This is a genomic window from Qipengyuania sp. R86523 (assembly GCF_044596365.1).
Classification (GTDB): Bacteria; Pseudomonadota; Alphaproteobacteria; order Sphingomonadales; family Sphingomonadaceae; genus Qipengyuania; species Qipengyuania citrea.
Genome location: NZ_CP138997.1, coordinates 451,163 through 474,259 on the forward strand (window position 1 = coordinate 451,163; position 23,097 = coordinate 474,259).

Sequence of the window (23,097 nt, forward strand, 5' to 3'; positions counted from 1 at the left end):
CCCTTGGGCGCTCAGCGCACCGGGAAAGGCACGCCAGATATCACGCCCAAGGGCGAGTAAGTCGCAGGATAATTAGGCCGAGTGCATTCGTCATACCACGGCGTATGCGAAAGCCAGCCGGGGTTGTAAAGCAAAACAGTCTTGGGCATCGCGAGAAATTATATTTCACGGTAGATGGGAGAGAGCATGGCCGAGGGGCATTCGCTGAACGAAACACTTGGTTTGATACGGGTCGTGTCGACCGACGCCGAGGGACATGCGAGGCTGGAATACGAAGCCAAACAGGCGCAGTGCCATTCGGGCGGGGTTGTGCAGGGCGGCTTCATCAGCGGCTGGATCGACGCGGCCATGGCGCATGCGGCAATGGCCAGGAACGGCCCCGGCATTGTCCCGATGACGCTGGAACTCAAGGTCAGCTATTTCGCCCCGACGCGCCCCGGGCTTGTCATCGCCGAAGCGTGGGTCGAACGGCATGGCAAGCGGACCAGCTTCTACGAAGGCCATTTGAAGGACGCGGCAGGGACCGTTCTCGCCAAGGCAACAAGCACGATATTGCTGGCCGATATGAACCGAGTGGTCGCCGCATCGAAAAAAGCGACGGAGGACGCGTAGCCATGAACGCGATCAGGCCGTTCACGCTCGACATTCCCGAGGCGGATCTAGCGGATTTGGCAGCACGCCTCGATCGCACGCGCTGGCCCGAAGCGGCAACGGTCGACGACTGGACGCAGGGCACACCGCTTGCCGCGCTTAGGGAGTTGGTCGCCTATTGGCGGACCGGTTACGACTGGCGGCGATGCGAGGCGCGGCTGAATGCAGTCGGGCAGTTCTTAACCGAGATCGATGGGCTGGATATCCACTTCCTGCACAAGCCCTCGTCGCGCTCCGATGCCGTGCCGCTGTTGCTGACGCATGGCTGGCCCGGTTCGGTGGTCGAATTCCTCGGCGTGATCGACGAATTGACCGAGCCGACTGTAGCAGACACGCAGGCGTTCCATGTCGTCGCCCCGTCGCTGCCCGGCTACGGCTTTTCCGCCAAGCCCGCGACTACAGGTTGGGGGGTAGAACGGATCGCGCAGGCCTGGACTGAATTGATGCAGAGGTTGGAATACCGGCGCTGGATGGCGCAGGGCGGGGACTGGGGCGCGGCAGTCACGATGGCGATCGGGCAACTGGCCCCGTCCGAGTGCAGGGGCATCCACCTCAACATGCCAATCGGCCGTCCGGGACCGGATGACATGCAGAGCAAGGACCCCAAGGTGCTCAAGGCGCTGCAGCGCCTCGGGTTCTATCAGGAATGGGATTCGGGCTATTCCAAGCAGCAAAGCACGCGTCCGCAGACGATCGGCTATGGCCTGGTGGATTCGCCCTCCGCGTTGGCGGCATGGATGCTCGAGAAAGTGCACTACTGGACCGATAACCAGGGTTCGGCCTGGGATGTGCTGACAATGGACCAGGTGCTCGACGACGTCATGCTCTACTGGCTGCCGGCTACGGGCGCCTCCGCGGCCCGGCTCTACTGGGAAAGCTTTGGCAAGTTCGGCGACGGCACGGTGAGCATACCTGCGGGGGCGAGCGCCTTTCCCGGAGAGATCCTGCCCGCGCCACGCGAGTGGGTTGAGCGAACGCTCACCAATCTCGTTTACTGGAACGATTTGGACAAGGGCGGGCATTTTGCCGCGTGGGAGCAGCCGGAACTGTTCGTGAGCGAGCTGCGCGCCTGTGTGGCCGCCATGCCGTGATCGCCGCTGAACCGATACTCAGCGCCGACGCAAGCGGTCGGGCGCAAGCTGGTCGATCGAGGTGACGCCCATGAGCCGCATGCCGCGTTCGATTTCTTCCTTCAGGATCTGCACCGCCCGTTCGACCCCGTCCTGCCCCGCAGCGGCAAGCGCATAGAGATACAGTCGCCCGCCCGAGGCGGCTGTCGCCCCCGCTGCCAGGCTCTTGAGGACATGCGTGCCGCGGCGCACACCACCATCGAGAATGATCTCGATCTCGCCATCCACGGCCTCGACGATTTCCGTCAGCTGGTCGAAGGGCGCGCGGCTGCCGTCGAGCTGGCGTCCGCCATGGTTGGAAATCCAGATAGCATCGGCACCGATCTCGACCGCTTTCCGCGCATCGCCCGCGCTCATGATACCCTTGAGGGCGAAAGTCCCGCCCCAATCCTGCCGGATGCGCGCCGCGGTATCCCAATCCATGTTCGTATCGAGCATGGTGTTGAAATAGTCCTGGATGCTGACCGCCTTGCCGCTGCCTTCTTCGACATGTCCATCGAGGTTGGGCAGCCGAAACTTCGGACCGAACACGTAATCGAGCGTCCAGCGGGGGCGCGTGGCGTAGCTCCAGAGCGAGGATGCGCTGAAGCGGGGCGGGGTGGTGAAGCCCGAACGCAAGCAGCGTTCGCGCTTGCCCGATACTATGGTGTCGACCGTCAGCGCGAGCGCATCGAAGCCCGCTGCCTGGCAGCGTTCGATCATGCTGGCGTTGAGTCCCTGGTCCTTGTGAACGTATAGCTGGAACAGCTTGGGTCCGTCGGTCAGCGCCGCGATCTCTTCGATCGAGTGCGTGGCCAGGCTGGAAATGCCGAACCACATGCCGAACCGGGCCGCCGCTTGCGCGACGGCCCGTTCACCGTCGCAGTGAAAGGCGCGCTGCAACGCGGTCGGGCTAAGGACCAGCGGCAACGCGCTGTGGCGGCCCATGATCTGGCATGAGGTGTCGATTTGACCGACGCCCGCGAGCACGTCCGGCACGAGATCCATCGTATCGAACGCGCTGGTGTTGCGCGCCTTGGTCACCTCGTCATCGGCAGCCCCGTCGATATAGTCGAACACGGGCCACGGCAGCCGCTGTTTCGCGAGCCGGCGGAAATCATCGATATTGTGGCAGTCTGACAAGCGCATGGGGAGGACCGTGGCCGCTCGCCATGCGCTTGTCGAGTGGGGTTCAGTCGCGTTCGAAAGCCGCGCTGATTTCCAGGTCGACCATGTTGTCGACCAGCGGGGCGGCGTAGCTGATTCCCCAGTCGGTACGATCGATCTGCGCACGTGCGTGGAAGCCGACTGTCTGTGCTTCGCTCATCGGATTCTGTCCGGCGCCAGTGAATTCCACCAGCATGGTAACCGGGCCGGTCTGGCCGTTCATCGTCAACATTCCGCTGGCGACGGCGGTGGTTTCACCGGTCCGCCGGACCGAGGTTGAAACGAAGCGCGCCGCTTCAGGTTCGGGACCGAAGAAGTCGGGGGCCGCGCCATCCTTGCCCGGTCGCAGCAGATGGTCGCGCAGACCTTCGCTGGGCACCGATACACTGGTGATCGGAACCGTGATGTCGAACTGCGTCGCGTCGATATCGGCAGGGTCGAGCGTCATCGTGCCGTCGATCTGGCCAAACAGTCCGAAGTAGTCGTTGAAGCCGAAGTGACCGACCTGCCAGCTGACCAGCGTGTGCGATGGATCGAGCGAATAGCTACCGGCGGCGACCCGGCTGACGTCGACGACGCCCGGGATCTGCGGCTGATCCTGCGCGGATATCGCCGTGACGGCCAGCGATCCGCTGGCTGCAAGCGCAAGGGCGAGGAAAGATGTCTTCATGGTCGGCCTCCTGTTGAACCTCACTGAAGAATGCCCCGCGCCAGTAACGCGTTCCCGGAGTGTGTCGGTCCGGTCGGCTGCGGTACGCACCACAACGGGTCGGTGAACGGCATCCATTGGCCGGGATCTGACCAATGGATGCCGATAGCAAGTGTCAGTTCTTGTCCTTGTCGACCAGCTTGTTCGCGCCGATCCAGGGCATCATCGCGCGAAGCTGGGCGCCGGTCTTTTCGATCGGATGCGCGGCGGCGGCCTTGCGGCTGGCCTTCAGTTCGGGCTGACCGGCCTGGTTGTCGAGCACGAAGTCCTTGACGAAACGCCCTGACTGGATGTCCTTCAGGACGCGCTTCATTTCGGCTTTGGTCTCTTCGGTGATGATGCGCGGGCCGGTCTTGATGTCGCCATACTCGGCCGTGTTCGAGATCGAATAGCGCATGTTGGCGATCCCGCCTTCATACAGCAGGTCGACGATCAGCTTGGTTTCGTGAAGGCATTCGAAATAGGCCATCTCGGGCGCATATCCGGCTTCGACCAGCGTTTCGAAGCCGGCCTGGATCAGATGGGTGACCCCGCCGCATAGCACGGCCTGTTCACCGAACAGGTCGGTTTCGCACTCTTCCTTGAAATCGGTTTCGATGATGCCCGACCGGCCGCCGCCAACCGCGCTCGCATAGGACAAGGCCAGCTGTTTGGCGAAGCCGTTGCCGCCCGACTGGCTCGATTCCTGGTGCACCGCGATGAGGCAGGGTACGCCGCCGCCCTTGATGTATTCGCCGCGCACCGTGTGACCCGGCCCCTTGGGCGCGATCATGATGACGTCGACGTCGGCCGGCGGGTCGATCAGCCCGAAATGGATGTTCAGACCGTGCGCGAAGGCAAGCGCAGTACCCGGGCGCATCCGGCCAGAGACTTCATTGGCGTAGATCGCTGCCTGGTGTTCATCGGGCGCGAGGATCATCAGCACGTCGGCCCATTCGGCGGCTTCGGCAACGGTCTTGACCGTAAAGCCCGCACCTTCGGCCTTCTTCGCGCTGGGGGAGCCATCGCGCAGCGCAATGGCGAGTTCGCCCACACCGCTATCGCGCAGGTTCTGCGCGTGGGCATGGCCCTGACTGCCATAGCCGACGATTGCGACCTTCTTGTCCTTGATCAGCTGCTGGTCGCAATCGGCATCGTAATAGACTTGCATTTTCTTCCCTCGCGTCGCCCCCGCTAAGGCAGGGGCCCAGAATTGGTCGCCGGCTGGCGATAGGTTGGATAGGCTCCCGCCTGAGCAGGAGCGACGAAATTCATTCGATCAGTTCGGCTCGGGCCCGCGGACCATTCCCACGATTCCCGAACGCCCCACTTCGACAAGCCCGAGCTCGCGCATCAGCGCGATGAAACTGTCGATTTTCTCGGGCGAGCCGGTCAGTTCGAAGACGAAACTGGAGGTCGTGGTGTCGACCACATTGGCGCGGAACAGTTCCGCGATGCGCAGCGCCTCGACGCGATTGTCGCCTTTCCCGGCGACCTTGATGAGCGCCAGTTCGCGTTCGACATGCCCGCCCAATTCGGTGAGGTCGATCACCTTGTGGACCGGCACCAGCCGTTCGAGCTGGGCGCGGATCTGGTCGATTACCGGCTCGGGACCGCGCGTGACGATCGTGATACGACTGATCGCGTGATCTTCCGAAATGTCGGCCACTGTCAGGCTGTCGATGTTGTAGCCGCGCGCGGTGAACATCCCCGTGATCTTGGCGAGAATGCCCGGCTCGTTGTCGACGATAACGTTGAGGACGTGCCGTTCGGCCGCCTGCTGGGCAATCTTCATTGTGCGCGGTCCTGCCAGACGGGTTCGAACATCCGCCCTTCGCCGTCATATTCCGACAGGAAGACGCGGCCCATGCGGATGGCCTCGAAATTCTCGGTCTGGCGCGACAGGTCGAGCGAGTCCGCAAGCAGGGTCCAGGTTCCGTCGTCCTGCTTCTGCGCGACCTCGAGCCCGATGAACCGGTGTCCGCAGTCCTCGACCCAGTCGAGCAGTGCTTCGGCATCCTTGCGGGCAAACCAGTTGCGCCGTTCGGCACGCGCTTCGAAGCGGTTCGGGAAATTCGCCATCATGCCCATCACACAAGCGCCTTTGCTTCATCGTCCATGGTGCCGCCCACCTGATCGCCATAGAGCAGCATGTCGGTATGCGCCGCGCCGCTGGGGATCATCGGGAAGCAGTTCGCTTCCTTCGCTACCCGGCAATCGACGATCGCCGGTCCGTCATGCGCGAGCATGGCTTCAATCCCGGAATCGAGCTGGCCTTCGTCCTCGATGCGAATGCCTTTCCAGCCATAGGCTTCGGCCAGCTTCACGAAATCGGGAAGGCTGTCCGAATAGCTGTTCGAATAGCGGCTTTCATAGGTCAGCTCCTGCCACTGGCGGACCATGCCCATGTATTCATTGTTGAGGATGAACACCTTGACCGGCAGGCGATACTGGCTAGCGGTGCCCAGTTCCTGGATATTCATCTGGATGCTTGCTTCGCCCGCAATGTCGATCACGAGACTGTCCGGATTGCCAAGCTGCGCACCGATCGCGGCGGGCAGGCCATAACCCATGGTCCCCAAGCCGCCGCTGGTCAGCCACTTGTTGGGGCAGAAGAACCGGAAATACTGGGCCGCCCACATCTGGTGCTGGCCGACTTCGGTGGTGATGATCGGATCGCGGTCGCGGGTCAGCGCAAACAGCCGCTCGATGCTCTTCTGCGGCATGATCAAATCGCTGCCGCGTTCGGGATAGGCAAGGCAATCGCGCGCTTTCCAGCCGAGAATACGAGCCTGCCATTCGGACAAGTCCCGCGGTTTGCGGCCACCCCAGGCTTCGAGCATCTGATCGAGCACATGCGCGCAATCACCGACAATGCCCAGATCGACGGGGACGATCTTGTTGATGCTGGCGCGGTCGATATCGATGTGGATCTTGCGGGCTCCGGGCGCGAAGGCATCCAGCCGCCCGGTCACGCGATCATCGAAGCGGGCGCCGATCGCGACGATCAGGTCGGCGCGGTTCATCGCCATGTTGGCTTCGTAGGTGCCGTGCATGCCGAGCATGCCGAGCCAATCAGGATGCTCGGCAGGAAAGGCCCCGAGGCCCATCAGCGTGCTGGTCACCGGCGCTCCGGTGGCAGACTGGAGCTTGCGCAGCAATTCGCTCGCCTGCAGGCCGGCATTGATGACCCCGCCGCCGGTGTAGAACACGGGCCGTTCGGCCGCGGCGAGCATTTCGACCGCTTCGGCAATCTCGTCGGCAGCCCCGACCATGCGCGGCTGATAGCGATGCGAGGGCAGCGGCGTGCCGTCCTGTCCGCTCTGCGTCGCCAGCGCGATCTGGACGTCTTTGGGAATGTCGACGACCACCGGGCCGGGACGCCCCGTGGTGGCGATGCGGAATGCTTCTTCGATCGTCGCGCCCAGCCGTTCGGGGTCTTTGACGAGGTAGTTGTGCTTGGTGCAGTGGCGCGTCAATCCGACCGTGTCGGCTTCCTGGAACGCGTCGGTCCCGATCAGCGCCGTGGGCACCTGCCCGGTGATCACCACCAGGGGGATCGAATCCATATAGGCATCGGCGATGCCCGTCACGGCATTGGTCGCCCCCGGTCCGCTGGTTACCAGCACGACGCCGGGCTTGCCGGTCGAACGGGCGTAGCCTTCGGCGGCATGCGCCGCGCCCGCTTCATGGCGAACGAGAACGTGACGGATATCTTCATCGGCGAAGAGCTCGTCGTAGATCGGCAGGACCGCGCCGCCGGGATAGCCGAAAACGAATTCGACACCCTGCCGCTTGAGGCATTCGATCAGGATTGCAGCGCCGCTGCGCTCGGTGGTCACACTATCCTCCAGCCCGATCCGGGCATTTCAGAACACAAGTCGGCCCGACGCTGGGGTCTCAAGCGCCGGGCCGACATGCACTCAAATACGATGCTTCAATTACGCGGTCAACCTTCTGCGTGAAACAAAGAAACAAAAAAATCGTGTTCGGCGATAGTTTTGTTATCCGTACGCACCCAGTCGGCGGGTGGTTGGTTGCGAAACCACGTGTATTGGCGCTTGGCATACTGGCGCGTAGCCAGCTGGCCAGCCGCGATAGCTTGAGCGCGCGATAGTTCGCCTTTGATCAGGGCCGCGATTTCACGCACTCCGATGGCGCGCATCACCGGGAGGCCGGGGTCGAGTTCGCGAGCCAGCAGCGCCTCCACTTCGGCGATGGCACCGGTATCGAGCATGCGTTCGAAACGCAGGTCGCAGCGCGCGTTGAGCCAGCCGCGGTCGGGCAGCAGCACGAGTGGGTGAAGCACCACTTCCTTGGCGATCCCCCCGCGTTTATGCGCCTGCCATTGCGCCAGCGTGCGCCCGGTCGACCGGATGACTTCGAGTGCGCGGGCCGTCCGCGTGGCATCGGCAGGCGCAAGGCGCGCCGCCGCTTGGGGATCCTCCGCCTCGAGCGCCGCCCGCGCGCGCACCTGGTCCAGATCCCGCACCGCCGCGCGAATGTCCGGGTCGATGTCAGGTACGGGGGCGATGCCCTCCAGCAGGGTGCGCAGGTAAAGCCCCGTTCCGCCGCACAGGATCGGAACGCCGCCACTGGCGTGAATCTCGCGAATGGTGTCGCGCGCCGCTGCGGACCAATCTGCGGCCGAACAGGATTGCGCCCCGTCCCAGGTTCCGAACAATCGGTGCTCGATGCCCTGCGTTTCACCCTCCGAGGGGCGTGCCGAGAGGATATGCAGCTCGCGGTAGACCTGCTGGCTATCGGCGTTGACGACGACCCCGCGGCGCCCGTCGCGCGCCAGCCGCTGCGCCAGATCAACCGCGAGTTGGCTCTTGCCGCTGGCAGTCGGCCCTGCAATGAGCGCCACCGGCTTGTTCTCGGGAGATTTCGAAGTGCTCATCGCGCGGCTGATAGCAGACATGGACGGCGTGGAAACGCGTCTCGACGCCGCGCTGCGGGCATGCGCCGATGCCGGGATGCCGGTGGCCATGGCAGGCATGCTCGATTTTTGTAGCGACGTGCTCCAGATTTCGCTTCCGGACGGCGAGCGCGCCCGGCTTACCGGCATCCTGACCGAACATTTCGGCGAATGCGACCTGCTGGTCGCGGATCACGAGATCGAGGTGCCGCGGCTGTTCGTATCCGACATGGATTCGACGATGATCGGGCAGGAGTGCATCGACGAGCTCGCCGATTTCGCCGGTATAAAGGACAAGGTCGCCGACATTACCGAACGCGCGATGCGCGGCGAACTCGAATTCGAAAGCGCACTGAAGGAGCGTGTCGGGCTGCTCGAAGGGCTCGAGGAAGGCGCTATCGCCACCTGCCTGGACCAGCGCATCCAGCCGGTGCCGGGTGCACGGGCGCTGGTGAATACCCTGCGCAGCAAGGGCTGCCGTACGGTCCTGGTGACTGGCGGATTCCATCATTTCGCCGACCCGGTGGCCGAGCAACTCGGCTTCGAGCGCGTCGTGGGCAACCGCCTCGGCGTGGCGGGCGGGGCGTTGACCGGGCTTCTGGCCGGACCGGTCAGCGATGCTTCGACCAAGCTCGCCACGCTGGAGGACGAACGCTCCCAACTTGGCGAGGGCGCGCGCGTGCTGGCGACGGGCGACGGGGCCAACGACATCCCGATGATCGAGGCCGCCGATTACGGCATCGCCTACCGCGCCAAGCCCAAGGCGCGCGAAGCAGCCAACGGCCGGATTGCCAGCGTCGAACTAACCGCGATCCTCAAGCTGCTCGGAATTGCGGAGAGCGAATGGGTGGAGGATTTCGATCCGGCCTAGCCATGGCGCGCTTTTCCAATGCGAGATGGGGCTGAACTGGTAGCAAACGGGCACCATGAACGATCAGATCAGCCTCGGCGCTTTCACCTCTGTCGATTTCGAATCGGCGCGCGACGGCACTCCCTTGCGCGACCCGCGCCGCCCCAGGCCGCGCTATCGCCCCTTTGCCGCTTTCGGTCACTTCCGCGAATTGCTGAAGGATAAGGAGAATACGGCCGAGGTCTTCAAGATCTACGATGCTCTGCCGTCCGGCCAGTTCGTGCCGCGTGTACGCGAACTCGCGCTCAGCCCGCATGGCGAGGCGCTACGCGCGAGCGAACCGTTCCTGCCGCCCATTCTCGACGACCATGCCGCCTTGCGCCGCCATCCCGAGGGTACGGTAGCGCACGCCTATTGCGATTTCATGGAACGCGAAGGCCTGACTGCCGCCGGGCTCGTCGAAGAGTCGGAGAAGTCGGGCAGTCAGAGCTATGACGACCTTATCCAGTGGTACGGCTATCGCCAGCGCGATACGCACGATCTGATGCATGTGCTCACCGGATATGGGCGGGATGCACTGGGTGAACAATGCGTATTGCTGTTTACGCACGGGCAATCCCCCAGCCATGGTCATTTGCTGTTGGGCTATGCCGGTGCCCTGCATCTCAAGCGGCTAGTCCGAAGCGAAGCCCCGGTGATGAAAGCCGTGCGGCAGGCGCATCGGACCGGGAAAGCCTGCCCGCCGCTGGTAGGCCTTTCGATCCGCGAACTGCTGGGCAAGAACCTCGCCGAAGTCCGGGCGCAATTCCGTATTCCCGATCCACACTGGTACCGTGTCTGCCACCATGTCTGGCGTCAGGACGGGATCGATCCCTATGACCTTCTGGCGCAGCAGGGGGGCGAGGCCGCCGCTGTGGCCTGATCCTAGAGCCAGCTGGCAATCCGGCTGAGCGGTTTCTTATCCAGCGCGTGCGCGGGAACGCTTGCATCCTTCGCCGGGTGCCCGACCACCACGATCATCACCGGCTTTTCATGATCGGGCCGGCCGCAGATCGCGCGCAGGAAGCCCATGGGCGACGGCGTGTGGGTCAGTGTGGCCAGCCCGGCTTCGTGCAGCGTGGCAAGCAGCAGGCCGCAGGCGATCCCCACGCTTTCGCTGACATAGTAGTTCTGCGTCTCACCATCCTCCTCGATCCCGCCCTTGCGCTGGGCGAAGACGACCACCAGCCACGGTGCGGTTTCGAGGAAGGGCTTGTCGGCATCGGTCCCCAGTGGCCCCAGCGCTTCGAGCCACTGCGGTCCGGCCTTGCCGGCGTAAAACTTGCGTTCCTCGGCTTCCGCCGCGTCGCGGATCGCGCGCTTGGTTTCGGGCGTTGAAATCGCCGCGAAATGCCAGGGCTGGTGGTTTGCTCCATTGGGCGCGCTGCCGGCCGCTTCGATGGCGGCTTCGACAATCGCGCGCGGGACCGGCGTGTCGGCGAAATACCGGCAGGACCGCCGTAGCTTCAGCCGGTCGCGCATGGCCTCCGCCCGCGCGATGCGTTCGCCATCGGACAGGTCGGGGAGCGAGTAGGGGACGGTTTCGTGATCGCGCATGATGCGGATCTATACCAAGCGGCGTTCAGCGCAATTCCTTGCGGACCACCAGCTTGAGGCCGGACCAGTCCTCGTTGACCGCGCATTGCTTGGTGTCCACCAGTCCCAGCGGGAGCGCAATCTCGCGAACCAGCTCCTCGGAAAGGGCGAAGGGCGCACCGTCCGCCCGTGCCGGCCAACTGACCCAGACATGGCCGTCGCCTGCCATATGTTCGCGCAGTTCGGCGAGCTTTGCTGCAAGCGCAGCCTGTTCGGTCACGAAGATGTGTGCAGCATCGGGCCCCTCTTCGGGGCCGCGAACGAACGTAAGCTCGAGTGCGTATTCACCGATTTCGTCCTGAATGCTTTCGGGCATGCCGTCGAACCACACCCGCTGGCCATCGCGCAGGCTTAGCTTCTTCGCCAGAGGTGTCTCGCGATAGTCAGCCTTCACGCGGTCAGCCTTCCATCCAGTCGGCGAAAAAGCTCTGATGTGCGGCGCGCATCGCCGCGACCGAATTGCCGAACAGCGTATCGCCCCCGGTGCGACCGATGCGGCGGAAACCGATCGAGGCGGTTTCATCGTTTTCAGTGCCCTTGGCGAGCGCCTCGTTGAGTGCTTGGGTGTCGGGAACAGTGACGACATAGCGTCCCTGATCCTCGCCGAACCACCAGGCTGCCCTCGAATACTCTTCGTTCCACTCGACCTCGGCGCCGATACCGCCCGCCATCGCCATTTCTGCGAGTGCGATGGCGAGACCGCCGTCGGAAACATCGTGCACTGCGCTGACGAGGCCGTCGGCGATCAACTGGCGGACGATGCGGCCCGCGTTCTTTTCGACGGTGAGGTCGGTCGGCGGGGTACGGCCTTCGTCGCGGCCATGGATTTCGCTCAGCCACAATGACTTGCCCAAGTGCGAACGCTCGGGATCAGCGGTCGCCCATTCTTCGGCATGGAGCAGGTAGATCGTTTCGCCCGCTGCCTTGAATGGCATGGTCATCATGTAATCGTAATCATCGATCAGGCCGACGCCGCCGATAGCGGGCGTTGGCAGGATCGCGCTGCCACCGCCGGTCGCCTTGCTTTCGTTGTAGAGCGAGACATTGCCCGATACGATCGGGAAGTCGAGCAAACGGCAGGCGGCGCCCATGCCTTCGAGCGCATGGACGAACTGGCTCATGATCTCGGGGCGCTGCGGGTTGGCGAAGTTGAGGCAATTGGTCACCGCCAGCGGGCGCGCGCCGACCGCGCACAGATTGCGGTAGGCTTCGGCAATCGCCTGCTTGCCGCCTTCATAGGGATCGGCATGAACATAGCGCGGAGTGCAATCGGTGGTGATCGCGAGCGCCTTGTTCGTTCCATGCACACGGACGACACCGGCATCGCCGCCGGTCTGTAGCGTATCCGCGCCAACCTGGCTGTCGTATTGTTCGGCGATCCAGCGGCGCGAGGACAGGTTGGGCGAGGCGAGCAGCTTCATCACGTCACCGCCCACATCGTCGGTGTCGGGACGCTCGCGCATCGGCGCAATGCCCGCCCAGGCAGTGTAGTCTTCCTTGGACAGATAGGGCCGGTCGTATTCGGGCGCGTCTGCCGCCAGCGGGCCGAGCGGAATGTCGCAGACGACTTCGCCATCGAATTCGAGCACCATGTGCTGCGTATCGGTCACTTCGCCGATGATCGCGAAATCGAGCTCCCACTTGTCGAAGATGGCCTGCGCCATGGCTTCCTTGCCGGGCTTGAGGACCATGAGCATCCGCTCCTGGCTTTCGCTCAGCATCATCTCGTAGGGCGTCATCCCGTCTTCGCGGCACGGCACCATGTTCATGTCGAGACGGATGCCCGCCTTGCCATTGGTCGCCATTTCGACGCTGGAAGAGGTCAGGCCCGCGGCGCCCATATCCTGGATCGCGACGATCGCGTCGGTCGCCATGAGTTCGAGGCAGGCCTCGATCAGCAGCTTTTCGGTGAAGGGGTCGCCCACCTGCACGGTGGGGCGCTTGGCATCGGCGTCTTCCTCGAAATCGGCGCTGGCCATAGTCGCGCCGTGAATGCCGTCGCGGCCGGTCTTCGATCCGACATAGACGATCGGATTGCCCACGCCGGTGGCGGCGGAATAGAAAATCTTGTCCTGGTCGGCGACGCCCACGGTCATCGCATTGACGAGGATATTGCCGTCATAGGCGGGGTGGAAATTGGTCTCGCCGCATACGGTCGGCACGCCGACGCAATTGCCATAGCCGCCGATGCCGGAGACGACGCCCTTGACCAGGTGCTGCATCTTGGGGTGGTCGGGCCGCCCGAAACGCAGCGCATTGGCATTCGCCACCGGGCGCGCGCCCATGGTGAAGACATCACGCAGGATGCCGCCCACGCCGGTCGCCGCGCCCTGGTAGGGCTCGATATAGCTCGGGTGGTTGTGGCTCTCCATCTTGAAGATCGCCGCCTGCCCGTCGCCGATGTCGATGACGCCGGCGTTCTCGCCGGGGCCGCAGATCACCCAAGGCGCCTCGGTCGGCAGTTTCTTGAGATGGAGGCGCGAGCTCTTGTAGGAGCAGTGCTCGGACCACATGACCGAGAAAATCCCCAGCTCGACCAGATTGGGCTCGCGGCCAAGCGCGTTCAGGACGCGGTCGTATTCTTCGGGGCTGAAGCCGTGCTGCTCGACGACTTCGGGGGTGATCGCGGATTCGACAGAATGTCATGCGCGCGCGCTTAGCGCTGCACGCTCCCGACCGCCAGTCCCACGTGGTTTTTATGCCACCGGGTCGACTGCACCCAGAACGCGAGCACAGTCAGTATGCCGAAGGCCAGGAAGGCGGTCGCAGAAAAGGACGCCCCGGCGTGTTCAGGTTCGGAGCCGAACCAGTTCAGCGCCTGGAACAGCAGCAAGGCGGCCAGCAGGATCAGCGGTGGAAGCAGCGGCCCCTTGGTGCGGGCGATATAGAAACCATAGGCGAGCAGCAGGAGGCCCAGTTCGAGCGGGATCGCGACGATGGGGAAGTTCCACAGTCCGAGGCCGTATTTCTCCGCGCCTCCGGCAAGCGTCAGATCCGGCCTGTGGACGAGCAGGTCGAGCACCCAGTGACTTGCCACGACGAAGGCCGCCCAGCTCGCAGCCACCAGACTTCGTGTCCCCAGCCAGATCAAGGCGGCAAAGCCGATCGCCCAGAGTGCGGTGCCCAGCAGGCTGTGCGTATAGGGCATATAGTAAAGGTCGAGCGGGTTCATCGCGGTGATACCGGGCACGATCCGCAATTTCTCGATCCCGCCGAGGGTCAGCGTGAACAAGGCCCAGTCGGTCAGCTGCGCCCCGATGAACAGCACACCGAGCCGCGGGGCGTCCTCGCTGATCCCGCGCGCCAGGAATGCGGGAGCGAAATGGCCTATGAACATGCGCTCACGCGAATTTGTCGGCGGCCAGCGTCGCGGCAGAAGCGGCCAGGGCGGTAGCAAATGCGCCCCAGGCAATGTCGGCCACGGTCACCGCAGTGGACCAGGTGCGCATCGTCGCCTGGTTGGTCAGATCGTAGGTCGCGTAGCAAATCGCCCCCAGCAGCGCCCCGTTGAGCGCAGCGGCGGCAAGCCCCTGGGCCAGTCCCGGGCGCACCGCGAACCAGACGACGGCGGCGATATAGGCAGCGTAGAATACCAGCGCCGGAGCCATGCGGAAACTGTCGGCCAGGATGTCTCCCAGCCGGGGACGGTAGAAATTGGGCCCGGCCCAGCCGAGCCACGCGGCGTCCAAAGCGCCGAAGACCAGAGCTGCGGCGATGAAGGCGACAATCCACGTCATATTCGCTCCCCCGTTTCGGTATACTTGACCGGGCGCAGGCGGACCGTCAATGCTCGCGGGCAATGGCAGAGGAACAGTCACATATTTCCGAGATGAGCTTCGAGCAGGCCCTGCGCGAGCTTGAGAGTGTCGTCCGGCGTCTCGAAAGCGGCGATGTCCCGCTCGACGAGAGCATCGATCTGTACGAGCGCGGCGAACAACTGCGCAAGGCATGCCAGTCGCGGCTGGACGCTGCACAGGCGCGGATCGAGAAGATCGTAGCGGGCAGCGACGGCAAGCCCGCGGGTACCGAGCCGTTCGATGCGGGCGGGGCCGCGTGAGCGTCGCAACCGCGATGCCCAGTCGGCTCGGCCAAGCTTTCGAGCAGGTCCAGTCTGAAGTCGATAGCGTCTTCGATGCGTTCCTTCCCGTGCCCGACGATACGCGCGCACGGCTGATCGAGGCGATGCGTTACGCCGTGATCGGAGGCGGCAAGCGGGTGCGCCCGCTGCTGCTGGTGGCGACCGCGGAACTGTTCGGCGTCAATCGCAACGCCGCGATCAACGCGGGCTGTGCAGTCGAAGCGATCCATGCCTATTCGCTCATCCACGACGATCTGCCGTGCATGGACGATGACGAGATGCGGCACGGTAAGCCGACCCTGCACAAGGCGTTCGACGAAGCGGCTGCCGTGCTTGCGGGGGACAGCCTGCATGCGCTGGCGTTCGACATTCTGACCCAGCCGGACACCAGCACCGATCCCTTCGTTCGCGCGGAACTGGTTGCCACGCTGGCGCGCGCCAGCGGGCACGACGGGATGGCGGGCGGCCAGATGATGGATATCGTCTCCGAAGAACAATCCTACGACCTGCGCCAGGTCACCCGGCTGCAGCAACTCAAGACCGGTGCCCTGCTGGCCGCCAGTGTCGAGATGGGCGCGGTGCTGGGGCGGGTGGCGCCCGAAGGACGCACCCATCTGCGCGCCTATGCGCGTGATATCGGGCTCGCCTTCCAGATTGCCGACGACCTGCTCGATGTCGAAGGCGACGAGACGCTGGCCGGCAAGGCGCTGCGCAAGGACGAGGAACAGGGCAAGCAGACCTTCGTCACGCTGATGGGCGTCGATCAGGCGCGGGCGCAGGCGACGATGCTGGTGGAACAGGCGGGCGACCATCTCGCCAGCTACGGCGACGATGCCCGGCTGCTTGTCGAACTGGCGCATTTCATTGTTAAGAGGGACCATTAATGGCCAAGCGCATCGGCATCTATCCGGGCACGTTCGATCCAATCACGCTGGGTCACATGGACATAATCGAGCGCGGCGCGAAGCTGGTCGACGAACTGATCATCGGCGTGACCACCAATATCGCGAAGTCGCCGATGTTCGATGACGACGAACGTATCGCCATGGTCGAACGCGAAGTTGCCGGCATCGCCAGCCAGAGCATCCGTGTGGTCGGGTTCAATTCATTGCTGATGGATTTCGCCGACCAGATGAAAGCGGGCATCGTGATCCGCGGCATCCGCGGGGTGACCGACTTCGAATATGAATACCAGCTCACCGGGATGAACCGGCAGCTCAACGATCACATCGAAACGGTATTCCTGATGGCCGATGTCGAACTGCAGCCGATCGCCAGCCGCCTGGTAAAGGAAATCGCCTTCTACGGCGGCCCGATCGGCAAGTTCGTCACGCCTGCCGTGCGGCAGGACGTCGAGGCGCGAGTGAAGAAACTCGGGCCGCGCGGGGGCTGAGCTTCGCAGGCACCTATTCATTGAACGGACAGACGCCCCTCGCTAGGGGCCTGCAACCCAGGACATTGCCACGGAATGACGATGCTCAAGACTTCGCTTGCCCTTGCCGCCGCATTGGCGCTCGCTTCGACACCCTTCGCCGCCCAGGCGCAGGACGACGCCGCTGTCGACGCTGCCGCTACGGCGGAAACCGCTGCGGATACGCGGGTGTTTTCGCCAGTGAACTTCAATGTCGAAGAAGACCGCGAAAACATCCTGCTACTCGACCTGTCGAACGGCGAACGCGTCGCGATCCGGCTGAAGCCCGACTGGGCGCCCAACCATGTCGAACGCATCAAGACGCTGACCCGGCAGGGATTCTACGACGGGGTGATTTTCCACCGCGTCATCGACGGCTTCATGGCTCAGACCGGTGATCCCACCGGTACCGGCACGGGCGGATCGCAGCTGCCCGACATCGCGGAAGAGTTTCACGGCATGCCGCATGTCCGCGGTACCGTCTCGATGGCGCGCGCGGGCAGCCCCGACAGCGCCAACAGCCAGTTCTTCATCGTTTTCTATCCACGTTTCAACCTCGACCAGAACTACACCAACTTCGGGCGCGTGATCGCCAACATGCCCGCAGTCGATGCGATCCAGCGCGGCGAGCCACCCGCGAATCCAACGCGGATCGTGCAGGCTTCGATCGCGGCGGACAACAAGCCGGTGCCGGCCATGACAGCTCCGCGGGTGCAGGACGAAGACATTTCGGCCAGCGATCTGAACGCGCCGCTCGGCAACTGACTTTCCATCGCGTCGCACCCAGACTAGGGGCGGCGCGATGAAAGTCGACCTTTTCGATTTCGAACTCCCGCCCGAGCGGATCGCGCTTCGGCCCGCGCGCCCGCGCGATGCCGCACGCATGCTTGTGGTGCGCGGCGCTGGCCCCTTCGAGGATCGCGGCGTGCGCGACCTGCCAGAGATGTTGCGGGCAGGCGACGTGCTCGTGTTCAATGACACCCGCGTCATACCTGCGCAGCTCGAAGGGCGGCGGGGTGAAGCCCGGATCGGCGCGACGTTGCACAAGCGGATCGACCTGAGACGCTGGCAGGCTTTCGTGCGCAATGCCAAGCGACTGCGGATCGGCGATGCCGTGGAATTCGGCGGCGGCGTGGCAGCGACCGCGGAAGAGCGGCTCGAGGATGGTAGTTTCGTGTTGGCCTTCGCGGGCGAAGAGCCCGTCGAAATCCTGCTCGAACGCGCCGGACGTATGCCATTGCCGCCCTATATCGCCGGCAAGCGCGCCACCGATGCGCAGGACCTTGAAGACTACCAGACGATGTTCGCAGCCGAGGACGGCGCGGTTGCCGCGCCGACTGCCGCGCTGCACTTTACGCCTGAACTTATCGAGGCGCTCGACGCTGGCGGGATCGGGCGCGAGACGCTAACGTTGCATGTCGGTGCGGGCACCTTCCTCCCGGTGAAGGCTGACGATACCAGCGATCACGCGATGCACTCCGAATGGGGCCGGATCGAACCCGAAGCCGCGGCACGCCTGAACGCCGTGCGCGCGGCCGGCGGCAGGGTGATAGCGGTGGGGACGACCAGCCTGCGCTTGCTCGAAAGCGCGACGGGAGAAGACGGGATCATCGGTGCCTTTGCTGGCGATACCGATATCTTCATCACCCCGGGATACCGCTTTCGCGCGGTCGATGGCCTGATGACGAATTTTCACCTGCCGAAATCGACGCTGATGATGCTGGTGAGCGCCCTGATGGGCCGCGAACGCATGATGGACGCTTACGCACACGCCATCGACAGCGAATACCGCTTCTACAGCTACGGCAATTCCTCGCTGCTGCTGCCACACGACTGAGTGGACAGATCGCCGGTATCGAGCAACCGCTCGATCAGAGCGTTGTCGGCGGGGATGCGCCCGTCGAGCATCAGCATGGCGATACCGTGCACCATTGCCCATGACTGCAGGGCGAGCGTTTCGGCGCCATCTGGATCGCCGACCAGCGCGCGTGAATTGGCTGTCAGCAATGCGTATGCTTCATCGGGTGTCGCCGATCCGTCCACCGGGTGGCCCTGGGTGAACATCAGCCGGAACAGGGCAGGGTGGGCGAGCGCAAAGCGGACGTAGGTGCGGCCCGTTTCGGTAAATCCTTGCGATCCACCGCCTGCACGTTCGGCGGCAGCGGCCTGCTCCTTGCCCAGCAGGTCCAGTCCTGCGCGGGCGAGCGCGGCATCGAGTGCCTGCTTGTCGGGAAAGTGCCGATAGACTGCCGTCGCCGAGACCCCGACCACGCGCGCCAATTCGCGCAGCGAAGGCGCTTTGCCTTCGGCACCCTCAAGCGCGGCCAGTCCGGCTGCCAGCAAGGCGTCGCGCAGGTTCCCGTGATGATAGGCTTCGGGCGATGTTGACACTGTTATCATAACCTCTATGTTTACGGCGTTCACTTTAATCGGAGCGAGTCGGTCATGGCAAGTGTCGTCGAGAAAACCATCCGCAGGGCGGTTACGCCTGCCGTACAGGCAGTTGCCAGCATCAACCGGGCGCGCCTGCCCGGTCCGGGTGAAAATCCTTTCCTGCGGGGGATCCATACCCCGATGGCCGATGAGCTGACGCTCGCAAATCCCACCGTAACCGGAGCCATTCCCGCTGAGCTTGACGGGCGGTATGTCCGCATTGGGCCAAATCCCTTCGGCAAGGCGGGGAAGGGCCATCACTGGTTCCTCGGCGACGGGATGGTTCACGGCGTCCGGCTGAAGGACGGCAAGGCCGAGTGGTACCGCAACCGTTTCATTCGTTCCGCAGAGCTCGAAGGCAAGGGCGGCCCGGCGGCGGTTGGCGGTCCGCGGCGCGGCTTCGGCGATACGGTCAACACCAATGTCCTCGATATCGGCGGCAAGATCATGGCGCTGGTCGAGGCCAACAGCTTCCCTGTCGAACTCGACGGCAATCTCGATAGCGTCGCCTATTCCGACTTCGGCGGCGGGCTGACCGGTTCCTTTACCGCGCACCCGCATCAATGCCCGGACACCGGCGAATACCACGCGATCTGCTACGATGGCCCGTCGCAGGATACCATCCGCCACGTCGCCATGGACCGCAGCGGCAGGGTGCTGAGCGAAACCGAGATCGCGGTAAGGCATGGCCCCTCGATCCACGACTGCGCGCTGACCCGGAACTTCGCGGTCATCCTCGACCTGCCGGTGACCTTCTCGATGCAGGCGCTGATTGCGGGGCACAAGTTTCCCTATCGCTGGAACCGCAGCCACCGCGCACGGGTCGGATTGCTGCCGCGCGGGGGTAGCAACGGGGACGTGGTGTGGCACGAGGTCGACCCCTGCTATGTCTTCCACGTCGGCAACAGTTTCGAAGACGAAACCGGCCGGGTGATCATCGACGTCTGCCCCTATGAAACCATCTTCGACGGCGAAATGCCCGGGCCATACGGCAAGCCTCTGGGGCTCGAGCGCTGGACGGTGGACGGGCAGGGCGGGAAAGTCGTCCGCGACACGCTCGATACGGCGGGACAGGAATTCCCGCGACCGGACGAACGCTATTTTACCAAGGCGCATCGCTACCTGTGGGCGATCGGCATGCCCGCCGATGGCGATCTCGAATTCGTTGCGCCGATGCCGCTCTATCGCCACGACCTTGCCACCGGCGAACGGGTGCAGCGCGATTTCGGCGAAGGCCGCATTCCCGGTGAATTCGTTTTCGTTCCGCGCACGCCCGATGCAGCCGAGGGCGATGGCTGGATGATGGGTTATGTCATCGACCGCAACCGGCAGACCAGCGCGCTAGAGATCCTCGACGCGATGACGCTCGGCGTGGTCGGGACGGTCGAGATCCCGCACCTGATCCCTCCGGGCTTCCACGGCAACTGGATCGCCGCTAGCTAGGAGATGTGGAGCCGATTCTCGAACTCTCCGGCCTGTCGAAGGTCTATCCCGGCGGGCTGACCGCGCTCTACAATGTCGATCTTAGCATCAACAAGGGCGAGGTCTTTGCTCTGCTCGGGCCTAACGGGGCAGGCAAGACCACGCTGATCGGGGCAGTATGCGGGCTCGTGCGCCCGACTTCGGGAAGTATTCGCGCTTTCGGGCACGATCTGGCGTCCGACTGGCGCCGCGCACGCAGTCGTATCGGCCTGGTTCCCCAGGAACTCAGCACCGACATGTTCGAACCCGTCCATCGCGCGGTAAGCTATTCGCGCGGCTTGTTCGGGCTTGCCCCCGACCGGGACCGGATCGAGGAAATCCTGCGGTCGCTCAGCCTGTGGGACAAGCGGGACGAGCGCATCATGGCCTTGTCCGGCGGGATGAAGCGCAGGGTGCTGATCGCCAAGGCTCTGGCGCATGAGCCGGACCTGCTGTTTCTCGATGAACCCACGGCAGGCGTCGATGTCGAGTTGCGCAAGGGAATGTGGGCGATCGTCGACACCATGCGCGAGCGCGGTGTCACGATCATTCTCACCACGCATTATATCGAGGAAGCCGAGCTGATGGCCGACCGGGTCGGCATCATAAATCGCGGCAAATTGCTGATGGTCGACCAGAAGAATGCGATGATGGCGCGTCTCGGCAGAACCGAAGCGTATATCACGCTGGCCAGGCCGCTTGCCGCCTTGCCGCCCGATATCGCCCGCTTCCCGGTAGAACTGGAACCGGGTGGGGAAGTGCTGTGCTACCGCGGCGGCGACGGAACGGGGAAGGGCAAGGCCGAAGTGGCTGCGCTGACCAAGGCGTTGATCGCCGCGGACATCGATTACGTCGGCATCGACACACGCGAGAGCAGCCTCGAGGAAATCTTCGTTTCGCTGCTCGGTGAAGGGAAGGCAGCATGATCTCGTGGCGCTCGACCTGGTCGATCTACACCCGCGAACTGATGCGCTTCCTGCGCACCGCCTTCCAGTCGGTGCTCGCGCCGGTACTCACCACATCGCTATATTTCATCGTCTTTGGCGCGGCGATCGGAGGGCGCATGCCTGATCTGGGCGGGGTGGATTACGGCGCCTTCATCATTCCGGGTCTGCTGATGCTCACCCTGCTGGGCGAAACGACCAGCAATTCCAGTTTCGGGATCTACATGCCGCGTTTCACCGGCACCATCTACGAACTGCTCAGCGCGCCTGTCGGAGTATCGGAGACGCTGCTGGGGTTCGTGGGTGCGGCAATGACCAAGAGCCTGCTGCTCGCCGCGATCATCCTGCTCACCGCGCGCCTTTTCGTCGATTATTCGATCGCGCACCCTGTGCTGGCGGTCTTCTACATCATGCTCGTTGCGGCGGCCTTCAGCCTGTTCGGCTTCATCCTCGGCATCTGGGCGGATAATTTCGAGAAGCTGGGCATCATCCCGATGCTGTTCCTCACGCCGCTGACCTTTCTTGGGGGCACGTTCTATTCGATCGATATGCTGCCCAGGCCGTGGGACACGATCGCGCTGGCCAATCCGATCGTCTACCTGGTCAGCGGCCTGCGGTGGACTTTCTACGGCCAGAGCGATGTGAACATCTGGATCAGCTTCGGCATAACGCTTGGTTTCCTGGCAATCTGCGTGGCCGTGATTACGTTCATTTTCCGCACGGGATGGCGCCTGCGCGCGTGACATATTCCATCGATTGAAGGGTGGCGAGGCGCAAAACAAGGCGCTAGGCGCACTCGATGCGCTTCGCCCCGTTGATCTTTTCCGCCCTGCTGGGTTGTGCTGCGACTGCCGCGCAAGCTGAGCTTCCCGAAGGCGCACGTGCGATGATCGATGCAGCCATAGCCAGCGGCGACGAAAGGAAGGTCGCCACGGTGATCGGTCTCGCGCGCAGCACATGGCCCGAAGAACGCAGCACGATCGATGCGATTAACGACCAGTGGAAGATCACCCTGGCTGCGCGCCGCGCGGCCGAGGCCGAGGCGGAGCAAACCGCGCTGATCAACGCCGGCATGTTCGACCGCTGGAGCGGCGAGGGCGAACTGGGGGCTTTCCAGTCGAGCGGCAACACCGAGTTGGTCGGGGTGGCGGCCGCGTTGCGCCTTGATCGCGAGGGCATCGACTGGACCCATTCGATCAGATTGCGCGCGGACTACCAGCGGCAGAACGGATCGACCAGCCGCGAACAGTTCGCCGCATCCTACGAACCGCGCTGGCAGTTCGACGAGAACATCTTCGCCTATGGCCTGGCGCAATACGAACGCGACCGGATCCAGGGCTTCTCTTCGCGCTATTCGGTGTCGGGTGGTTTCGGTTATCGCGTTATCGATAATCCGAAGCTCAAGCTCTCACTCAAGGCAGGCCCTGCCTACCGGGTAACGGATTTTACAGACGGGACCAGCGCGGATCGGCTCGCGGAACTCGTCGGGCTCGATTTCGACTGGCAGATGCTGGACCGTCTCAAGCTGACCCAGGATGTCGAGGCACTGGCGGAAACGGGAGGCGAGGCAACGTTGATTTTCGATGGCGCGAACACCACGATCAATCTGGTGACCGGTCTCGATTTTCGCGTGAGCAACCGTCTGCGTTCGCGCCTTTCCTACAAGGTCGAGTACGACAGCAATCCGCCAGCGGGGTCGGAAGGCACCGACACGCTGACCCGTGCCACTCTCATCTACGGCTTCTGACC

General features: G+C 63.8%; 26 protein-coding genes. 13 read left to right on the forward strand and 13 right to left on the reverse strand.

Annotated elements, in window-relative coordinates:
* The first annotated feature begins 186 nt into the window (after positions 1 to 186).
* Both SJY12_RS02180 and SJY12_RS02185 read left to right on the forward strand, forming a co-directional pair.
* Positions 187 to 612, forward strand: a complete 426-nt coding sequence (locus tag SJY12_RS02180; protein ID WP_269062225.1) for a PaaI family thioesterase — start codon at positions 187 to 189, stop codon at positions 610 to 612.
* A 2-nt stretch (positions 613 to 614) separates the two neighbouring features.
* Positions 615 to 1,742, forward strand: a complete 1,128-nt coding sequence (locus SJY12_RS02185) for an epoxide hydrolase family protein (protein ID WP_397505851.1) — start codon at positions 615 to 617, stop codon at positions 1,740 to 1,742.
* Positions 1,743 to 1,760: 18 nt separating this feature from the next.
* Here the strand turns inward: SJY12_RS02185 and SJY12_RS02190 are convergent, their stop codons facing one another.
* The 7 genes from SJY12_RS02190 to miaA all read right to left on the reverse strand — a co-directional run bounded on the left by SJY12_RS02190 (position 1,761) and on the right by miaA (position 8,518).
* The gene (locus SJY12_RS02190; RefSeq protein WP_397505852.1) at positions 1,761 to 2,909 is read right to left on the reverse strand and encodes an alpha-hydroxy acid oxidase; all 1,149 of its coding nucleotides are present in this window, start codon (positions 2,907 to 2,909) and stop codon (positions 1,761 to 1,763) included.
* A 43-nt stretch (positions 2,910 to 2,952) separates the two neighbouring features.
* Positions 2,953 to 3,597 carry a YceI family protein gene (locus tag SJY12_RS02195; protein ID WP_348030079.1) on the reverse strand — a complete coding sequence of 215 codons (645 nt, stop codon included), beginning with the start codon at positions 3,595 to 3,597 and terminating at the stop codon, positions 2,953 to 2,955.
* A gap of 154 nt (positions 3,598 to 3,751) precedes the next feature.
* Complete coding sequence (ilvC, locus tag SJY12_RS02200; RefSeq protein ID WP_050600646.1) at positions 3,752 to 4,786, reverse strand: ketol-acid reductoisomerase; 1,035 nt, start codon at positions 4,784 to 4,786, stop codon at positions 3,752 to 3,754.
* 108 nt (positions 4,787 to 4,894) lie between these two features.
* On the reverse strand, positions 4,895 to 5,410 hold the full coding sequence (ilvN, locus tag SJY12_RS02205) for an acetolactate synthase small subunit (protein ID WP_397505853.1): 516 nt from the start codon (positions 5,408 to 5,410) through the stop codon (positions 4,895 to 4,897).
* Positions 5,407 to 5,700 carry a hypothetical protein gene (locus SJY12_RS02210; protein ID WP_156488660.1) on the reverse strand — a complete coding sequence of 98 codons (294 nt, stop codon included), beginning with the start codon at positions 5,698 to 5,700 and terminating at the stop codon, positions 5,407 to 5,409. Before SJY12_RS02210 ends, ilvN begins: the two co-directional genes overlap by 4 nt.
* A gap of 5 nt (positions 5,701 to 5,705) precedes the next feature.
* Positions 5,706 to 7,457: a biosynthetic-type acetolactate synthase large subunit gene (gene ilvB, locus SJY12_RS02215; RefSeq protein ID WP_397505854.1), complete on the reverse strand. Its 1,752-nt coding sequence runs from the start codon at positions 7,455 to 7,457 to the stop codon at positions 5,706 to 5,708.
* A 107-nt stretch (positions 7,458 to 7,564) separates the two neighbouring features.
* Positions 7,565 to 8,518 (reverse strand): tRNA (adenosine(37)-N6)-dimethylallyltransferase MiaA, encoded by a 954-nt coding sequence (gene miaA, locus SJY12_RS02220; protein ID WP_397506630.1) that lies wholly within the window; start codon positions 8,516 to 8,518, stop codon positions 7,565 to 7,567.
* A 19-nt stretch (positions 8,519 to 8,537) separates the two neighbouring features.
* On the opposite strand from miaA, the gene serB reads away from it, so the two are divergent.
* Positions 8,538 to 9,407, forward strand: coding sequence for a phosphoserine phosphatase SerB (gene serB / locus SJY12_RS02225; RefSeq protein ID WP_197458060.1), 870 nt, complete (start codon positions 8,538 to 8,540; stop codon positions 9,405 to 9,407).
* Between the two features lie 55 nt (positions 9,408 to 9,462).
* Positions 9,463 to 10,308: a Coq4 family protein gene (locus SJY12_RS02230; protein ID WP_083437354.1), complete on the forward strand. Its 846-nt coding sequence runs from the start codon at positions 9,463 to 9,465 to the stop codon at positions 10,306 to 10,308.
* Positions 10,309 to 10,310: 2 nt separating this feature from the next.
* Here SJY12_RS02230 and SJY12_RS02235 read toward each other — a convergent pair whose 3' ends face one another.
* From SJY12_RS02235 to SJY12_RS02255, 5 genes are read right to left on the reverse strand one after another with little or no spacing between them, the layout of a single operon-like run.
* Positions 10,311 to 10,982 carry a nitroreductase family protein gene (locus tag SJY12_RS02235; RefSeq protein WP_397505855.1) on the reverse strand — a complete coding sequence of 224 codons (672 nt, stop codon included), beginning with the start codon at positions 10,980 to 10,982 and terminating at the stop codon, positions 10,311 to 10,313.
* 25 nt (positions 10,983 to 11,007) lie between these two features.
* Positions 11,008 to 11,415 carry a DUF3052 family protein gene (locus SJY12_RS02240; RefSeq protein WP_397505856.1) on the reverse strand — a complete coding sequence of 136 codons (408 nt, stop codon included), beginning with the start codon at positions 11,413 to 11,415 and terminating at the stop codon, positions 11,008 to 11,010.
* A 4-nt stretch (positions 11,416 to 11,419) separates the two neighbouring features.
* Positions 11,420 to 13,645: a phosphoribosylformylglycinamidine synthase subunit PurL gene (gene purL, locus SJY12_RS02245; RefSeq protein ID WP_397506632.1), complete on the reverse strand. Its 2,226-nt coding sequence runs from the start codon at positions 13,643 to 13,645 to the stop codon at positions 11,420 to 11,422.
* A 32-nt stretch (positions 13,646 to 13,677) separates the two neighbouring features.
* Positions 13,678 to 14,358 (reverse strand): hypothetical protein, encoded by a 681-nt coding sequence (locus SJY12_RS02250; RefSeq protein ID WP_397505857.1) that lies wholly within the window; start codon positions 14,356 to 14,358, stop codon positions 13,678 to 13,680.
* A gap of 4 nt (positions 14,359 to 14,362) precedes the next feature.
* Positions 14,363 to 14,758, reverse strand: a complete 396-nt coding sequence (locus tag SJY12_RS02255; RefSeq protein ID WP_397505858.1) for a DUF2177 family protein — start codon at positions 14,756 to 14,758, stop codon at positions 14,363 to 14,365.
* Between the two features lie 62 nt (positions 14,759 to 14,820).
* Between SJY12_RS02255 and SJY12_RS02260 the strand changes: the two genes are divergently transcribed.
* The 5 genes from SJY12_RS02260 (at position 14,821) to queA (ending at position 18,347) form a co-directional block, all read left to right on the forward strand.
* Positions 14,821 to 15,078, forward strand: coding sequence for an exodeoxyribonuclease VII small subunit (locus SJY12_RS02260; protein WP_050600635.1), 258 nt, complete (start codon positions 14,821 to 14,823; stop codon positions 15,076 to 15,078).
* A gap of 14 nt (positions 15,079 to 15,092) precedes the next feature.
* On the forward strand, positions 15,093 to 15,983 hold the full coding sequence (locus SJY12_RS02265) for a polyprenyl synthetase family protein (RefSeq protein ID WP_397506633.1): 891 nt from the start codon (positions 15,093 to 15,095) through the stop codon (positions 15,981 to 15,983).
* Positions 15,983 to 16,492 carry a pantetheine-phosphate adenylyltransferase gene (coaD, locus tag SJY12_RS02270; RefSeq protein ID WP_063505806.1) on the forward strand — a complete coding sequence of 170 codons (510 nt, stop codon included), beginning with the start codon at positions 15,983 to 15,985 and terminating at the stop codon, positions 16,490 to 16,492. Before SJY12_RS02265 ends, coaD begins: the two co-directional genes overlap by 1 nt.
* 81 nt (positions 16,493 to 16,573) lie before the next feature.
* Positions 16,574 to 17,275, forward strand: coding sequence for a peptidylprolyl isomerase (locus SJY12_RS02275; RefSeq protein WP_230832921.1), 702 nt, complete (start codon positions 16,574 to 16,576; stop codon positions 17,273 to 17,275).
* Positions 17,276 to 17,312: 37 nt separating this feature from the next.
* Positions 17,313 to 18,347, forward strand: coding sequence for a tRNA preQ1(34) S-adenosylmethionine ribosyltransferase-isomerase QueA (gene queA, locus SJY12_RS02280; RefSeq protein ID WP_397505859.1), 1,035 nt, complete (start codon positions 17,313 to 17,315; stop codon positions 18,345 to 18,347).
* Here queA and SJY12_RS02285 read toward each other — a convergent pair.
* Entirely contained in the window at positions 18,311 to 18,910 is a 600-nt protein-coding gene (locus tag SJY12_RS02285) for a WHG domain-containing protein (protein ID WP_397505860.1), read from the reverse strand. The genes queA and SJY12_RS02285 overlap by 37 nt on opposite strands.
* A gap of 45 nt (positions 18,911 to 18,955) precedes the next feature.
* Between SJY12_RS02285 and SJY12_RS02290 the strand changes: the two genes are divergently transcribed.
* The 4 genes from SJY12_RS02290 to SJY12_RS02305 all read left to right on the forward strand — a co-directional run bounded on the left by SJY12_RS02290 (position 18,956) and on the right by SJY12_RS02305 (position 23,095).
* Positions 18,956 to 20,386: a carotenoid oxygenase family protein gene (locus SJY12_RS02290; RefSeq protein ID WP_230832841.1), complete on the forward strand. Its 1,431-nt coding sequence runs from the start codon at positions 18,956 to 18,958 to the stop codon at positions 20,384 to 20,386.
* A gap of 5 nt (positions 20,387 to 20,391) precedes the next feature.
* Positions 20,392 to 21,330, forward strand: coding sequence for an ABC transporter ATP-binding protein (locus SJY12_RS02295; protein ID WP_397505861.1), 939 nt, complete (start codon positions 20,392 to 20,394; stop codon positions 21,328 to 21,330).
* Positions 21,327 to 22,091 carry an ABC transporter permease gene (locus SJY12_RS02300; RefSeq protein ID WP_397505862.1) on the forward strand — a complete coding sequence of 255 codons (765 nt, stop codon included), beginning with the start codon at positions 21,327 to 21,329 and terminating at the stop codon, positions 22,089 to 22,091. The genes SJY12_RS02295 and SJY12_RS02300 overlap by 4 nt, the downstream gene beginning before the upstream one ends.
* Positions 22,092 to 22,234: 143 nt before the next feature.
* Positions 22,235 to 23,095, forward strand: coding sequence for a YdiY family protein (locus SJY12_RS02305; RefSeq protein WP_397505863.1), 861 nt, complete (start codon positions 22,235 to 22,237; stop codon positions 23,093 to 23,095).
* The last annotated feature ends 2 nt before the right edge of the window (positions 23,096 to 23,097 follow it).